Origin of the sequence: Variovorax guangxiensis (genome assembly GCF_003952165.1) — a bacterium.
GTDB lineage: Bacteria > Pseudomonadota > Gammaproteobacteria > Burkholderiales > Burkholderiaceae_C > Variovorax > Variovorax guangxiensis.
The window spans coordinates 26178-42331 of sequence record NZ_RXFT01000019.1; the positions used below are offsets into that span (position 1 = coordinate 26178).

The following is a 16154-nucleotide window of genomic DNA, read 5'->3' on the forward strand; positions in this document are numbered from 1 at the left end:
GAAGCCGTCTAAAGGAGCGCACTGCACGCACCCGGTAGTCCTCGGCGCCAAGGTGGCGCGATAGGCTGGTCGAAGCTTCAAAGCTCGGATCACACTGCGAGCCAGCGCCACCACATCGGCCTCCAGACTGGCGAAGCTCAGAGTGCTTGCTCGTCCAGGATGAATCCTGCCTCGCGATAGGCGCGGGCGGCGCCCGGATGCAATGACACTGGGGGGTTCTTCCACGCGTTGGCAGCAGAAAATCGCGCGAGTGCCTGATGAATGCTGCTCGGGGCACTGACCGCGATCAATGCCTTGGTGATCAGAGAGACCGTGCTTGTCGGCACCTCCGCGGACACGAGAAAGACAGTTTCCATGAAAAGGGTTCGTATCGGCGTTTCCTGCATCTGCGGATAAGTGCCTGCTGGAATATCGCCTTGCCCATAGCCAAAGGAAGCGCTGAGGCTGGCGATCAGATCGGCCGGAAGCGGCGACAGCTTGCCTCTTCGCGGTCCGCGCCCCATTGCGGCAATGGCTTCCGCGGGCATCGTCGTCGCACCAAATGCGTGGTCGACCACTCCGGACGCAAGCGCCCCGACGATTGAATCGTAGCTACCGTGGAAGATGACGCTGCCACCCTTATCGAGTCTGTGGTAATCGGAGCCAAAGAACGCAAGCACACGCCGGAAAGTCAACTCGTCGGATGTGGTCGGCGGCGGCACAGCGATGCGCAGCTTGCCGCTCTTGATCGCGGCTACCAGGTCCGTCCCGACGTTGTCCGCGTGCACGACGTGAAAAGGCAATGGTGACCAGCCCACGCCGATGCATCGCAATTTGTCGTGCACCTCGCCGGCGTATGGCTCATCCCCCTTCGAGGCTGCAGCGCAGAGGTAGTCAACGCTAGTGCCGAATTCGACCACCCCGTGCTGCACCAGCGTCGGGTTATCGCGACCGCCGCCTGCGAGCAGCTCTATCTTCAAATGAGGCACCGCCTGCTCGATGAACGAACAGATTGCCTGATTGAGTGCATACCATCCACCACCATCAGGGCCCGTGGCCCAGCGCAAGGTTTGAGCATCGGCTGGTGTTTTCATACGCGATGTGATGAAGATGGAGAACGCTTCTTGGAAGCCAGCGCCGCGGCTTAGCAAGAGATCGGCCTAGTGTGTCCAATACGACAAGCTGTTCAGGGCCGTCCTACGCGAGAGAAGACAAGCATCTCAGCCCCCAGTCTTTGTGCGATGAACGCAACGTCGCACGATCCTACTCGATGACCTGTCTGCATGGTCCCGCGAATTGCGGCCTGCCACTGTGCACATCACTCCTCTGAAGCTCTCGTTCCTTCAATCGAAGTGCTTGACTCAAGCGGGTCATCGAATCATTTGCCCACAGCCCTGTGAATAGCACAGTAAGTCACATTGACAATTGGTGTCACCAACACTCAAGGATGGTGACAAATTTGCACGATGCGTCCCGATTTATCGCGACTTTCGCGTCGACGGAAAAGGGGCTTGCAACTTGCTTTGTTCGAAGAGTAAGACTTTCCGCGACCTACGACGCCGAGACCTGCAGCAAGTGATGCGGCGGCGCTTGGTGGCTTCCCATTTCATGCATCACGAAGCTCAATCCTCCTTATGAGAAAGCCGCTCCCCTTCAAAGAAGGAAGAAGTTCCTATTTCCGATCCTTGACTTCGGTCACTTTTGCATTGATCACCTTCGCCTTGGTTAGTTCTTGTGGAGGTGGAGGCGGTGGAGGCAGTGCACCAGTTGGGGCCTTCACACTCCCGGCGTCTGCAAGTACGCCGCCTACCTTGAGTGCAGACACGGGTGCTGCATCTCCCATCACAGCCAAGACACTTGACACTTTGATCTTCGGGGATACGAAAGACGAGTCCTCGCATTCATTTTCCGCGGGCTTCTTCGCACCACAGGCCACCGTCGATCCCATACCCACGGAGCTCTCCGCCTCTGTCGCGAGCGATGTGGTCGCAGGCCAGTTCGGCCTCAAGGGACGACGGATGCTGCCACGGACACCCAACCCGGACTACTATGGCGGAGAACTTTCGTTCAAGATGGCGGTGGATCCAGCGCGGGTCAACCATTTCACCATCAAGACATTCGGGTCCGACCCATCGTCATCCTGGATGGTGCTGAACGTCGAAGGACTCGAGGTCGGGTGGCGACACGACTATCTCGCCACCGATGAAATGATCCTTCATCAGGACAACGGCTGGTACAACGGCGCGTTCGTATACCGAACCGTACGCCTGCCTTTCCACCTCACGCGAGGGAAATCGACCGTCACGATCAGACTGCGTTCAATCGGCACGATCAACTACTACGCGGGCGGAATCTATGATCAGTACCAGAGCCGCATGAAGGCTCCGACAGTCCCCGTGTACGCGGCTTACACACACACCGGCGCGCAGTTGGACATATCCGGCGAGCGCCAGGGCACCTTGATTGGAGGGCCTGCACGGGCCGCCGAATCGGGCACAACGGCGGTCGACAAATGGAAGACCGATGCCAACAGCCTGATCACCAGATTGCTCGCGAGTTCGGTCACGGATCTATCGAATGACAACGTGCAACTCCTCGCGCAATCGTACGACGTCGCGTGGTCTACCGGTTATCAGAACCCGGCCGTGTTGACGAGCGTACGCGACAGCTTCGACGCGATGGTCAAGGCCTATGCGGGCTCACCCACCACATACTTTGACGGCTTCGGCACGAACGGCTGGGGCGGATATCTGGGGCCCGTCGGCGAAGCTGCGCGCTTGCTCGCTGTGCGACTCGCCGCCGATCTGGACGCTCAGGTCGACTATGGTGGAAGCATCGGCGTCACCACTCGCCGCTCGGCTTGGGCGGCCGCTTTGCGCGCGAGCGTGGACTACGGTCGCGTTCACCGGCTGACCGTCAGCAACCAGGCGATGTGGGTGGCCTGGCGTATCTATCTGGGCAATCGTGCGCTCCTGACACTGGAACCAGGTTCGGCTCTCAAGGAATCCGAAGCCAAACGCTACCTGCATGAAGCAGCAGGGATCAGTCCATGGTTGGGCAACGACAAAGCGGGCGGCGGCGATACCCCGGTACGCGGAGATCCGCCTTACGGCCCCAACTGGTTCATGACGACCAGCGACGGGACCACCAAGGAAGATTGTCTGGTGGGTGGTGACTATGGGGAGCAGGGCAGCGAGATCATGCAATGGGCAGTCAGCACGAATGACGCGGCACTGAAAGCCCAGGCCATCAAGATGCTACGTGCTCGCGCGGCCCTGCGTTATCCAGCATTGGATGAGAAAGGGAGGAAGACGTTCATCGTCACCGAGCCCATTGGTTGCCGAAACCCCTACGAGATCGGTTGGCACATCGCCTACCTTGGACGCGGCACGGTTTCGGATCTGCTGGTCGCGAGTCTCGGACCCGAGGTCGTTGGCCGCGATCTCGTGGGCTACGTCCAACAAGCCGTGGCGGACGGGCAATTCATGTCTCGCATGACAGTTTCCTCGAACATGATGGGCTGGACCGAGGGTCTTCGGATGCCGGACCTCTACGCCAAGTTCGCGAGCCTTGGACCAACAGGCGTCAATCTACCGATGGGCAGCGATCAACCTGACTTCGCATGGGCTGATCGCGACAACATGGCGATCGCGGCCAAGCATGGTGAGGAACGCTTCTGGGCCGTGCTCAATTGGCGCGGAGCGATAGCCATGAATCGGTTGGCTCGCGTTTTTGTGACGAAACCGTCCGCCGCCTTCACAGGAGACGTGGAGATCGACGACGTGCAATACACACCCGCGGGCTCCAACTATCTCGCCACGGCCAAAGTCGAAGGCTACGACCCCCTCACGCCACCGGACAATCCCGTCAATGCGAACAACGGCCAGTTCTTTCCCGTGGCGATGAGGCCCGATCTAAGCACGCCGCCGGTCAACAGCCGGGATGGCGGGCGAGCCGACGCCTACACATTGAGGTACGGCCGCTGGCTCGTCGCGCTCAATGCCCACCCTAGCCGCAGTTATTCGCCCAAGCTGCCCGCGGGATTCAAGTCGGCCGTCGACCTGGCTTCAGGCAAGACTTATAGCGGCACGGTAACTCTCGCGCCCAGGTCGTACGCGGTGTTCTACTTCGATGCGACAACACCTGTCACGCTGGATGCCGGGAATCCGCTTTCCGTTGTGGCGTTAGGCGGCAACGAAAGCGCGAAGTTGAGCTGGGCCGCTTCAGCAGGGGCAACAAGCTACTCGGTGGCCCGGTCGAACAGCCCCGATGGCCCGTTCACAGTCATTGCCAAAGACCTGACAACCACCAGTTTCACGGACACATCGGTTGCCGCAGGGAAGTACTACTACAAGGTCATCGCGCATGCAGTGGCTGGAGACTCGGGAAGCGCCTCCCCGCCGACGGCAGTGACAGTTGCGGCAGCCGCCCTTCCTGCCCCTTGGCTCGCCTCGGATATCGGCGCAGTGGGGACACCTGGCTCCTCAAAATTTGCGAACGGCATCTTCACCATCCAGGCCTCTGGCTGGGACATCTCGCAAAGGGCCGACTCATTCCACGCAGCGCTTGCACCGGTCATGGGGGATGCAGTTTTGACTGCCCGCGTCCTATCTCAGCAGAACGTCAACGGCTGGGCAAAGGCAGGCGTGATGTTCCGCCAGAGTCTCTCAGCATCTTCGGCGTTCGCTGGCGTGTTTGTGACGCCCTCCAATGGCATCCAGTTCGTTACTCGAGCCTCCGACGGCGTAACTGCACTTGTAGCTGGCACCCTCAAAGGTGCTGAAAACGGCGCGGGAAGTTGGGTTCGTCTGGCGCGTTCTGGCGATACCTTTACGGCATTCACATCGATCGATGGACGGCAATGGACGAAAGTTGGCATCGTTTCGCTCAAAAACAGTCCAAGCCTTCTATATGCGGCCATCGCCTCAGATTCCAACAAGGACCCGGAGTTGAGCACCACAACCCTGGACCAAGTAGTTCTTGCACAGCCCTGAGCTCGCTGTTGTGAAAGAGCCGTGCGCGAAAACCAGCGCGCGGGCTCTATTCAGGCCGTTCGCTTTAGATTCACTTCGATCTAGAAGCGCGGTCCAGGCAGGCATCATCGCGAACAGCGACTCGACCAACTATCAGGCCTTGCGCAAGAGGATCGTTCAGCATCGGTGTTCGCTACGCAAGGCGTTGATGAGCATTGACTATCTCCATCATGCGGCGAGAAGGCTCGATCCCCAAGCCGCCTCGAGAATCATCACCGAACTCGATCGATTCGCAGCTCTTCTCAATCAATAGGACCCGGCCCACTCGCGGCGGTGAATGATGTCGCTTCTTCCGCTGGGCTCAAACATATACCCAATACCCCAGACCGTCTGGATATAGGAAGACGCCCCATCCTTGAGGAGCTTGCGAAGTCGGCAGACCTGTATATCAAGACTGCGATCAACCACGCCAAGTTCGCGGCCTTGCGCGACTTGAGCAAGCCTCTCCCGCGAAAGTGCCTGCCCCGCATGACGAACAAGGGCTTTGAGTATCGCAATCTGAACCGTCGTGATACTCAGAACGCGTTCGTCTCTGCGAAGCGTGCGCGTTCCAATGTTGAACTCGAATGACCCAAATCGAACCACCTCGTTTCCGATGGAGGGACCGCCAGGCACCTCCCTCGGGGGGCTGCGCCGCAAGATCGCCTGAATACGAGCACGCAATTCACGAGGATTGAAGGGCTTTCGCACATAGTCGTCGGCCCCCATCATCAAACCCGCAATCCGATCAGAATCTTCTGCTCTTGCGCTAAGAATGATGATCGGTGTTCGCACGCCGGTACCGCGCAATCTCCTGCAGATCGAGAAGCCATCCTCTCCTTGAAGCAGCAAGTCGAGAACGATGAGGTCAATTGGGCGTCGATGCAGGATCGACGAAAGCGACGCGCTATTCTCGGCCTCGAATACGCTGTAGCCCTCCTGCGAGAGATAGTGCGCGAGCAGATTTCGCACACGCAGGTCGTCATCAACGATCGCAATGGCGTCGGCACGATGGGGCGTGATCATAAGAACAGTCTCCGAGAGCTAAAGGGCAAACAATTTCCGTGCTATAGCGGCGGAGCAAGGCATGTTCCATCGCGCACGGCCAGGTCCGCGTGGTGCCAAATCCTGCTGCTCTCGACTTGCCAATCGTCGATCCTCAGTCGGCATTCCAGTCATCTTGATAGCGATGAACGTCGATGCCTGCAGCTATCAGAGGTTGGCGATTGCGTTCCCGCGTGATTCGCGGGCTTGCCAAGATAAATCCTCGGATCACCTCCTCGCGCATCACGATACGGTGATTCACGGCGAGTTCTTCCACTACTCGCACGATCTTGCGCCTTGCGATGCCACGAAAAAGGGCGGGCACGCTTTTGAGTAATTGCTTGAGCAAAGCGTCGGCGTCGTCATGCCATGGCAGTGCTTTGGGTAGCTCTGGCACAACGTCATACTCGTCTTCAGTCAACTTGCGCCACACGACCAGCAAATGACCATCTGCATCACATACGGATGCGGTGAGTGTCATCTCCGCTGTTCTGGTTGCATCATTGATCAACCGGCATCCGCCCCTGAGCAATAGGGCTTCCAGCGTAGCGCTCACGTCAGCTGCCAAAAGTCTAAGGCAAGCACGTTGGTCTGTTTGCTCGGATTCCACGAGAAGCAAGCTGATGGTTCCGCCTGCGTCCAGTTCACACCACCCTGCGCCCTCGTCTCGCGTCTCGAATCCCAGTACGCCGCCATAGAGGGACTTTGAACGGTTAACACTGGACACGGGAAGTTGGACGTGACTTACGCCAAAGACGACAAGGGCCTGATTCATTGCGGGTTGTCCGGTTCGATTGGATGCTCAGCGAGCGAAGCGAGCACAGGGACGAGGCGTTTCGATGCCAGGGCCCCTGCGTGACGCAACGCCGCAGCAGGCGCCTGACCGTCTGCGAAGAGTCCGATTACATACGGCAGCGAGGCGATGCGCGCTACATAGCACGGCCCGGAGCTGGTCCAGATCATTACTTCGCGTGCATGGCCAGCCTGCAAGATTCCCAAGTGGGTATTGAGCCAACTGAGCAGAAAGGCAGCTGTCGCGCAGGCCACGTCAGACAATGAATCAGCCGACGTGCACAGGGGCAGACCATCATCAGTAGCGATGATCGCCGCTCGGAGGTCGCTGCACATCTCGTGCAAGCGGCGCATTTCAGACTGCAGTTGAATTTCCAGCGACATGACTTCGCGAACCTCGATCGCCAAGGATTCACAGGCATGCATGAGTCGCCCGTATACGAAAGAGGCAACGTAAGAACCCCGCCAACGACGAGCACTTTGCTATCGCTATTCCGTGCAGCGCCAGCCCATAGACCGTACTCATCGCTCCTTCACCGACGTGCAATCGCACAAGATCCGTCGGCAGAGCGGCCAAGGGATCATCGGGCAGCAAACTGCCGCCTCCCGCCTGCGCGATGACGAAACCGTCCTGATCGAACAGTGCCGCCGACGACGCACCCTCATCGATCAGTGGTTGAAGGGCGATGGTCAGCGAAGCTCCTAGCCTTTCGTAGGGCGCGGGTTGCGTCAAGCTGACTTCGATGCAGCCCTCGTGGTGCAGACGAAAGAGCGTCCGGGCCATCATGCTTGCCGGCTCATCCGGAAAAAGTCGCGCGAGCTCTTCGCCATGCCACGGCAGATACGGCTTGCGCAAAAGCAGGGCGCGCAGCAGCCTTCCCGGTATGTCGGTCACTGGACCAGAGACGCATGCAAGAGCGCCCGGTGCAGTGAGGTCGATGAAACGGGGGACTTCCACTGTCATGGCGGCGATTCACTATCGAAGATCGTGGCCAAGGTCTGCGCAGTTGCCTTCGCATCCAGAATAAGTCGGCCTAGCGGGCACTGAGGCTTGGCTGAGACGGAAAGTACACCGTATATGCCAGCATGAGTAACCAGCATTGGACCGTTCCGGCCTTCGATGATCAATTGCAGAAGATCTCCGCGCGCAGATTCATGCGCGGCCCTTGATGCCAATGCGATGAGCGCGGCACACATCGCTCCGAAACGGTCGGGATCCATGCCCGGACCAAGAGCTGACGCGACGACTCGGCCGTCGCGTGTCACGAAAGCACAGCCCTCAATGGCACCATGAGTGCTTCTCAGAGCACGCAACACCGACCGTGCTTTACTGGCTTGCAAGGGCGCCGCTGCAACAGAGTCGACCACAGATCCGCCGGTTGACTCTTACAGGCCTGCTTCGATTTCCGGCATCGCGATGCGAGCCTTGGCGAGCACCATCCCGAGGTTGGCCCCCTTTCGGCACACAAAGGCTGCCACCTGCTGCTGGCGCTTTCCTCGCAGAAACACGTGGATCAGGTTGTTGCTATTGACGATAACTTCCTGGAAGTAGTGTTGGCCGTCTTCCGGAACCCCTCGCGCCGTGCGAAAAAGTTTCTCGATCGCGACCACATTGGCCCCTTGGAAGAGATCGGCCGTTGCCGCAGCGAGGAGTTCGACCACCTCCTGCGGATGTGAGTCGACCGTTTTCACCCCTAGCAACATGCCGGAGGCGAGATCGATGAATCCGGCGGCTACACACTCTGGCACAGTGGTCACTGCCTTTTGCAACATATTGTCGAGCTGGGACATTTCTTTTTTCCTTTCGTGGGTTGTTTTCTGAGTCTTATCGCTATGGATCTTGATGAAGAGGCAGTACGACAGATTTCGCGACCAACGAAGATCCTGTAGTCACACTCCTCATGCGCTCGATGGCTGGTGCGAACGCACGGAGAAAGTCAATTTGGGCCACTGATTGGACCCAGCCTGGATGGATGCGACGAACCTGCTGCAAGGCAACCTCGCCAGAAATGCGTCCCTGATGCCGCCAGATCCAATAGGCAGCCAGCATGGTTCCGGTACGCCCGAGCCCTGCGTGACAGTGCACGGCGATGACCTCTCCGCTGGCCATCAGCGCTTCGATGCGTTGGCACAATTTGATGGCCTGCGATACCTCAGGGGGCTGCATATCGGTGATCGGGCTGTTCTCGACCACCAAGCCGTGGCTCCTGGCCAATTCGCCAGGGAACGGTCGGTCTGTGAGCGAAAGCAGTCTGGTTACGCCACAAGCCTGGAGCAGATCGAGATCGTATGTAGCGGACCGCAGCAGACCAGGCCACGGCATGCCTGCAAGCTGCCCGGGAACAAGCCATACGAAACCATTGGGGCCAAGCGGGCGAGGCGGCTGCGGCCCGAGCGCGATAGCAGCCAGCTCCGGGGCAGAGCTCCTGTCGGCCGAATGCCGCGCCCCCTCTGGACATGAGCCCGTGCATAGGAACAGTCGACCAGCCTCGCTGAGCGGCCTGTTGAAGAATAGACGCGCGCCGCTGTGCTCCTGTACGTGCCGGCTGGCAAGCAATACGACCCCATCGGCGATCGATCGACTTTGACTGAGATTGTGCATAGCGACGAGCACCGAGCGTTGCTGTCGAAATCGACGCAACAACGCGAGGATTGGCCCAGCCTGTTCGCTTGAAAGGCCTGCTGTCGGCTCGTCCAGAAGCAGCAACGGGGAGTCCACCATCGCGCGGCGAAGCAGCGGCATGAGGCGCTGGTCTGCCAGCGGCAAACCGACGACCGGCATGTGCAGGTTCGGCAACAGATGCTCAAGCTGCAGTTCGGCCAGCCAACGTGTCACGCGGACGTACTGCTGTTTGTGGGTCAGACGTGCCCGTTCCGGCCAGTCGTGGACGAGGTTTTCGAATACGGTTGCCAGCAGCAGCTTGGCCTTCTGCATCACCAGCGGCGGATGCTGTCCCTGCAATACGTAGTCAATGCGCCCCTCAACACGGATAGAAGGATGATCGGTGTTCTCGCCCGCGATCGTCCGCAGCAGAGTCGACTTTCCTGTGCCGCTGGGGCCAAGCAACACAGTGATTCCCTTTTCGGGGATCTCCAGATTGACCTGGCTCAAGACCTGATGGTCTCCGTAGGAGATGCAAAGTCCGCGCAACGACAGCACGCTACCCATAGCGGCGCCCCTCATGCAACGCAGGGCTTAATCGGCAAACGCTGCGACACTTCCAGCATCGCAGCCAGCGTCACCAGAGCCGCACGCACATCCGAGCGCTCGCGTGTGTCCATGGTGAGCACCGGTGGCGTGCACATCATGCATCCGCATCGTGCTCTCGCCGCGTGGAGATAGTCGTCGTAGACCGACAGAGGTAGCTGAGGCGCGCAATCGACGTGGGTAAGACCAACTGCCATCGGTAGACGTTGTCTCGGCACCTGCATCAGCGCCGTGTGATAGCGGCGGAAGTCGGCAACAGGGTCTGCAGCGGAATGATCGAGCACCAGAAGCACTGCATCGCTCTGTTCCAGAAGAATCTCCCACATGAAGTCGAAGCGATCCTGGCCTGGAGCTCCATAAAGGACCACGCGCTCGGTATCGCTCAGCTGCAAGATCCCCATGTCCATGGCCACTGTGGTCGTTCGCTTGAGATCGGCGACCTCGTCGGACGCTTGAACGTCGGTGTCGACGGCCTCAATGTCGCTGATCGTGCGAACTGCAGTAGTCTTGCCTGCCCCCACCGGGCCGAGGAAAAGAATGCGGCTCTCCATGATCAGCTCAACAACTTGGTCAAGAGCTTTCCCCAGAGGGTGACTCGAGGCGGAACCTGGGGCTGATCGGTCGCAGCTTTTTCTGCGAGGAGCACCTCGTCGTTGCGCTGGTGCGGTCCGCTGCTCACCCTTAGATGCCCCTCATCATGCAAGGCACGAAGTACGTGCTGCACGTCATCACTCCGAAGTCCAAGTCGACGATGAATCAGATAACCAACAGAGGGGGTGTAAGCCAGGAGAACGCAAATTCGCGCATAGATTCCAAGTCTCTCCGCCGGCAGTCGCCGCAGCTGTGGCCAGCTCGCCAAAGTCAGCATCTCAGTTTCGAATGCGCTTTTGGCTATGTCGGTTCTGGATGACGGGAGATTCATACTCAAGCGACGTGGCTAGAACCTGCAACGGATAGGGGAGGAGTCATCTTTTCCAAGGTAGGGCGGACTCAAGATGACGACGGATAACCTAAGGCGTCATTGTTATCAAAAAGTCTTAAGTTGATTAGGACGAAGTTGGAATTTCATTCGTCCGCTTTCGAAAGGAATCTGGAACGACCTATGCCATCTCCCCATCAAAGACAATTCGTATTCCGGTTGCCATGCCCATCGCCAGACAGCAATTGGCCTCAGCAAGCCATCGAGATCCATCGACGATGAAGAAGCTAGGACTTCCCCCCAACACGCGCGTCGGCAAACTCGCCAACCAGCAGGCGATCTCAGCTACCAGTGGATTTGTCATCCACGACACTTGATACGCCATCGTTGAACTACCAGGGGACATAGCTCCGATGTCACGCCTACGCCAACAGTCGGACATCCAATTGATGGCTCAAGTACATCGCTCGCGCTAAGAACTGCCACAGGCCTCGGCTGTACTCGCGCGAGAGCTGGAAGCATCACGATTCGGCACGCCACCCGAAGTCGACGGGGCAGCGCTTGCCTCAATCAATCTAGAGGTATCGTGCCCACATCACTTTCACAGACGCACTGCTGGATGCACTGCCTGTTGAGCTCGTGTCTTGTCCTGCAGGCTGCCGCAAGCGAGATTGATCGATGACCGTTTTGGCGCCAAAGGAGTTCGATAAACCTGAGCGCCCAAGATACCCGGAGTTCACCAATCCGGAAATGGTTGTGTTGCCAGCTGTCTGAATGACGTCGCCTGCGATGACGTTGCCCGTGATCTCATTTCGAGAACCGAGATTGATCACGCCTCCCGAATACTGCTTGTTGGCATCGTAGCTTCCGGCGAGCAGCGCGACATCCCCAAGTCTGAGCTCCACCAGTGCGCCTTTTTTGCAGAGATTAGAGGGATAGACGTTGGGGAAGACGGTGTTCTGACAAATGATGTCGAAGCCGGCGTAGTTCGGCGAGATGACGAAAGTATCGCTCGATGTCGAAATATTTCCGGTAGACAACACGGTGTTGTAGTAGTGGCCGGATCCCAGATTGACGTTGCCCTTGAAAAGTACGGTGCCAGGCACGAGGATCGTGCTTCCCGAAGGGCCATTGAGGTTCCAGGTGTTGTTCCAATAGCCGAAGCAAGTGTTCTGTGCCGAATAGCCGTTGCATATCTTGATGCTGCATGATTTGGCATCGTAGGTAGCCGTGTCGCAGAGGTAGTCCTGCTGTCCTCCCGAACCTGCGACGAAATAGGTTTTCCCCTCTGTGAGCCCTGACACGCTATGAACCGTGACCTTGATGTGACCATCGGCGTCCCGGTCAAAGACGAAGTTCGCAGAAGACATGAAGGACAAGGCATCAATTACCGGGGCGCTGGTCGCCTGCGGTTTCACTGGGTCGATGCTGACTTTCAGATCGGGATCGACAGTGAGATGTATGTCCTTGCTATAGCTTGCGATCGGCTTGACTGCTCCTGCGACCATGCCTGCTGCGATATGACTGCAGCAGCCGGTCTCCTCGAAGTTTCCTTGCGCAAGGAGTTCAGTGTTGACGGTCGATTGGCGCCCAAAGACGGTTCCCTTCGAATGCACCGTGTCTGCCTTCGTGCCATCTGTGAGCGTGACGTTGCCGATGGCCTCGATGACACCGTAGGTCCCGCCATTGGAGTCAATGACGTTGCCATTGGCCTTCAGGGCCGTAACCTTCAGAGCGCCTCCATGACCCGTGATGTTCTTCATCGACTGTACGGTTCCGTAGTTCCCTTCCAGATCGACGTCACCCTCCGCTACAAGCGACTTTGCGTCACCGTATCCTCTCAATGACACACTGCCTGAGGAATACACGGAGTCATAGCCGGAGATGCTTCCGCTGCCGGATATATTGCCGTCAACGTATATCTTTCCGTCCCCTGAGCCTCTGTACTTGTTCTCTCCACCGATATCCAGTGGGCCGCGGATGTTGTTCCCGGTAGGCAACTGCGATGTCTCATCACCATTGCCTGGGGCTGCGCCGGCGCAATAGACGACATCCAGCGTACTGGTGGCCGGCCCTGCCGGCGCGGTGATCGTCGCTCGCACACGAGAGAGTCCCCCACAGTAGGTCGAATCTGCAAGCACGACGTCCAGCAGCTTGCCGGAGACTGCCTTGAGATCCCCATTGAAAGCGATCGCATCTCCCGATTTGAGGGAGCTGATTTCCGCCCCCGTTTGCAAAAGATACTGACGAACAGCCTCTGCCCCCGACCATGCGCCCAGTTGGGCTTGCGTCGCGGCATGCGAGGTCAACGACTTGGACTTGAATCCCTTGTCGTAGCTCATGGCCGCAAAGACCATCACGCTCAACGAAAACCCGATCAGCAGGACCATGAGCACTGTGGCAATGCCTCGTTGAACACTGCTGCGAGAATGGCGCGCTCGGTACGGCGACGGGATCAGGTGCTTACCTGTCATGATTGAATGTTCGTCAAGCAGAGGATGAGTGTGGTTGGACTGCCCGCAACGCCTTTGCCCAATGTACTGTTGCGATACGTTATCGAGAGCTGAAGAGGAGCGGTTGCGGGATCAATGCCAGTGATGGATTTCGATACACTCCCAAATGGCCAACAGTCAACACTGTTACGCGCATTGAACGCTATCGAAGAAGGCTGCGAGCGGTCGGCAACAAGAGGAAATGCTTTCCAGGTCAACGAATTGAAGTTGCTGCCAATAGGACTGCATGGCGCTGCAGCCCTGAGGAGATACAAGCCATGACCATCGCCAGCATCGCTCCACAATGCCATGCACTCACGTGTGGCAGCATCACCCGAAAGAGCTGGATCCATCTCAAAGGCGATCGCATTTCCTGACGTGTCTGTCACGGCGATCGGCTGGACCGTACCGCTTAGGCGCTGAGTCTTGGCGTCGAAGGAAGCGTTCTGCAGGAAGACAATCTCCTTTCCGAATGCAGCCCCTGGCACGCCAAAACCGGCCGACTGTAGCGCTAACTGGGCACTCAGCAGACCGGATGCCAACTGCCCATCCTGTTGGGCGCTGGGTACCAAGCCCGGCTGCTCCTTGGTTCCGAAGACGCTGTTGAGAACTCCGCGATACACAAACAGCATCGAGAGAACGACCAACAGCGAGATCAATAGGCCAACCATCAGCCCGACGATCGTGAATCCTTGGATTCGATGACGCATGACCATCTTCAATTCTTCAGAAGCAGTGGATCGCTGCTGCCGAATCGAACGGGATCGACAGCGCGGAACTCCACATGCGGGACCTTGACGGTCTTGCTGACCCCGCTGGCTGTGACAGTACTCTCGGCGATAGAGCAGCTGCGGTCCACCGACTTCAGTTCTATCCCTTCGGCAAGGGTCAGCTGCAAGGAGGTTTGGTTGTTACCTGCATCGGGACACCCATCCGCAAATCCCGTCGCCTGCAACTGCGATCGCAAAGCACCAACTGCCAGGTTCTGCGCATTGCCTGTACGCTGCGCAGCGGCGGAACGCGCCGCAGCGTAGGCGAGGGCAAAGCCAAAGCTCCCCACGAGGATGGTGGCCACCAATGCTTCGAGAAGCATGGCGCCTCGCTGCTTGCGCCTCGGGAGATGCGCTTGTCTAGTTGAGTGCATTGCTTCCATCGCTTGGGTACTTTTCATTCCCTCGGCTCACGACATAGGAACCTGCGCCGCAAGTGACCGAATTGATCACTGCCGTCACCTGCAGCGCCAGGTTATTCAATGCAACACACTGCACACTCTGTCCGTTGAGGACGACATTGGCACTCGTCTCTGCGATCCAGACTGCATCACCATTGCATGCCAGCTTGCTGGGCACTCGGTCATAGACACAGAGCTTCGCGTCAGCAGCCACCAGCACGGAGGACGGAGCATCCCCGGACACCGAGTTTCCGTTGCGCAGCGCAACACTCTTGGCGTGTGCCATCGCCTCCACCAATCGGTGTGTGCTCTGGCGTACGCGTGCCGCATCAACCCATGCGGTTGTAAATGGCGCGGCGATCAGCGCCAGAAAAGCCATGATCGCGACGACCACCAGCATCTCTATAAGCGTGAAGCCATCACTGACCGATTTCACCATGTCGAGAACCCGCAGGCAGAACTCGCAGACTTGACACCCGCGTTATCAAGTGACAATTCGCAGCCGGCAGAGCCGCTGATGCCCGACGCCTTCAACAGGTATGTTGAAGCGGTGCTCTCCACCGTATAGCTGAAGTACTGGCTCATCGAAGCACTCCAGCCTGAAAAAACCTTCGAGTCCGCTTTGGTGCCGCGAGCAAAGACCTTGTAGTCAAGCTGAAGCTGGCGAACGTTTTCCATATTGAGCGCCAAGGCACCCAGATCAGCTCCAGCGGCACGAGCTCGACTCTTCCTTACATAGGATTCATAGGATGGGAGAGCAATAGCCGCCAAGATCGCAATCAAGGCGACCACGATCATCATTTCAATCAGCGTGAATCCCGCCTCACTCGATCGATAGCGCGAATGCGGCGACGAATGATTCGGCCATTGCGAAGCAGCTATGCCCGTTGGCTTCAATTTGATTTCCCTGAATGTATGAGGCATGTGAGGGGGATTGAAGAATCCGTGATCACTTCGAACCAACGAAATCGCTTGCTTAACCCAGAAGGCGCTTGAGACAGTCCGCACCTCATCGCCCTCCGCATGCCGTCCTATCGATAAGGTGAAACCAACGCCCAGCAGAACGCAAGAGTTGGAAAAGCACGAAGTCTTTCCTAAATTGCCGGGGACGACTAGAGCGGATTCAGGACTTCAATCGTCCATTTGGGGATGAAAATCTTTGCTGGGCCGGCCTGCGAGTTGAGCCGGCCTTTCGTTGCCGCAGAAGCAGAGATGTGCCAGGCGCTCAACTCGGCCCAAGGCCTCAGTTCATTTGCGCAACGGAATTCGACAGGCGTTCACCGCGACGGTGCATGGCGAGATCCACTGGCAGAGCTCAGGCGACAAGCTCCCCGGAGCGCGGGGCAGCGCGCTATATGGATGCCTTGCCCCACCTCGACGCAATGAGCATCCGTACCCCATCTTGAGCTGTTGCGCGCAGATCATTGATTCTGAAGTTGTGCCCTGACCAATGCAGCCCGTTCGACGAGGTTGAGCGCCGACAGGAGCAGGAGCTTGCGGGCGTCGGTCCGCACGCTCAAGAGGGATGCCGTGTGTT

Annotated in this window: 15 protein-coding genes; 1 reads left to right on the plus strand and 14 read right to left on the minus strand. The window is 58.1% G+C overall.

Annotated elements, in window-relative coordinates; translation table 11 throughout:
* Nucleotides 1–137: 137 nt before the first annotated feature.
* Nucleotides 138–1073, minus strand: a complete 936-nt coding sequence (locus EJP67_RS29765; RefSeq protein WP_126025322.1) for a TAXI family TRAP transporter solute-binding subunit — start codon at nucleotides 1071–1073, stop codon at nucleotides 138–140.
* A gap of 717 nt (nucleotides 1074–1790) precedes the next feature.
* Here EJP67_RS29765 and EJP67_RS29770 point away from each other — a divergent pair.
* A complete protein-coding gene (locus EJP67_RS29770) occupies nucleotides 1791–4973 on the plus strand; it encodes a DUF1349 domain-containing protein (RefSeq protein WP_126025323.1) in 3183 nt (1060 codons plus the stop codon).
* Between the two features lie 285 nt (nucleotides 4974–5258).
* Here EJP67_RS29770 and EJP67_RS29775 read toward each other — a convergent pair whose 3' ends face one another.
* The 13 genes from EJP67_RS29775 to EJP67_RS34160 all read right to left on the minus strand — a co-directional run bounded on the left by EJP67_RS29775 (nucleotide 5259) and on the right by EJP67_RS34160 (nucleotide 15541).
* Nucleotides 5259–6017, minus strand: coding sequence for a response regulator (locus EJP67_RS29775; RefSeq protein WP_126025324.1), 759 nt, complete (start codon nucleotides 6015–6017; stop codon nucleotides 5259–5261).
* Between the two features lie 133 nt (nucleotides 6018–6150).
* Entirely contained in the window at nucleotides 6151–6810 is a 660-nt protein-coding gene (locus EJP67_RS29780) for a DUF2621 family protein (RefSeq protein ID WP_126025325.1), read from the minus strand.
* On the minus strand, nucleotides 6807–7235 hold the full coding sequence (locus tag EJP67_RS29785; RefSeq protein ID WP_126025326.1) for a roadblock/LC7 domain-containing protein: 429 nt from the start codon (nucleotides 7233–7235) through the stop codon (nucleotides 6807–6809). The genes EJP67_RS29780 and EJP67_RS29785 overlap by 4 nt, the downstream gene beginning before the upstream one ends.
* Nucleotides 7236–7239: 4 nt before the next feature.
* On the minus strand, nucleotides 7240–7791 hold the full coding sequence (locus tag EJP67_RS29790) for a hypothetical protein (protein WP_126025327.1): 552 nt from the start codon (nucleotides 7789–7791) through the stop codon (nucleotides 7240–7242).
* The gene (locus tag EJP67_RS34250) at nucleotides 7788–8195 is read right to left on the minus strand and encodes a roadblock/LC7 domain-containing protein (RefSeq protein WP_126025328.1); all 408 of its coding nucleotides are present in this window, start codon (nucleotides 8193–8195) and stop codon (nucleotides 7788–7790) included. The genes EJP67_RS29790 and EJP67_RS34250 overlap by 4 nt, the downstream gene beginning before the upstream one ends.
* Nucleotides 8196–8213: 18 nt before the next feature.
* Nucleotides 8214–8618: a hypothetical protein gene (locus EJP67_RS29800; RefSeq protein WP_126025329.1), complete on the minus strand. Its 405-nt coding sequence runs from the start codon at nucleotides 8616–8618 to the stop codon at nucleotides 8214–8216.
* Between the two features lie 40 nt (nucleotides 8619–8658).
* Nucleotides 8659–9996, minus strand: a complete 1338-nt coding sequence (locus EJP67_RS29805) for a phosphatase domain-containing putative toxin (protein ID WP_206169573.1) — start codon at nucleotides 9994–9996, stop codon at nucleotides 8659–8661.
* A gap of 11 nt (nucleotides 9997–10007) precedes the next feature.
* The gene (locus EJP67_RS29810) at nucleotides 10008–10586 is read right to left on the minus strand and encodes a GTP-binding protein (RefSeq protein WP_126025331.1); all 579 of its coding nucleotides are present in this window, start codon (nucleotides 10584–10586) and stop codon (nucleotides 10008–10010) included.
* 943 nt (nucleotides 10587–11529) lie between these two features.
* Entirely contained in the window at nucleotides 11530–13350 is a 1821-nt protein-coding gene (locus EJP67_RS29815) for a hypothetical protein (protein ID WP_206169574.1), read from the minus strand.
* Nucleotides 13351–13424: 74 nt separating this feature from the next.
* The gene (locus tag EJP67_RS29820; protein WP_126025333.1) at nucleotides 13425–14168 is read right to left on the minus strand and encodes a hypothetical protein; all 744 of its coding nucleotides are present in this window, start codon (nucleotides 14166–14168) and stop codon (nucleotides 13425–13427) included.
* The gene (locus EJP67_RS29825) at nucleotides 14165–14539 is read right to left on the minus strand and encodes a hypothetical protein (protein ID WP_126025334.1); all 375 of its coding nucleotides are present in this window, start codon (nucleotides 14537–14539) and stop codon (nucleotides 14165–14167) included. Before EJP67_RS29825 ends, EJP67_RS29820 begins: the two co-directional genes overlap by 4 nt.
* 37 nt (nucleotides 14540–14576) lie before the next feature.
* Entirely contained in the window at nucleotides 14577–15056 is a 480-nt protein-coding gene (locus tag EJP67_RS29830; RefSeq protein ID WP_126025335.1) for a pilus assembly FimT family protein, read from the minus strand.
* Nucleotides 15050–15541, minus strand: a complete 492-nt coding sequence (locus EJP67_RS34160) for a type IV pilin protein (protein WP_126025336.1) — start codon at nucleotides 15539–15541, stop codon at nucleotides 15050–15052. The genes EJP67_RS29830 and EJP67_RS34160 overlap by 7 nt, the downstream gene beginning before the upstream one ends.
* Between the last annotated feature and the right edge of the window lie 613 nt (nucleotides 15542–16154).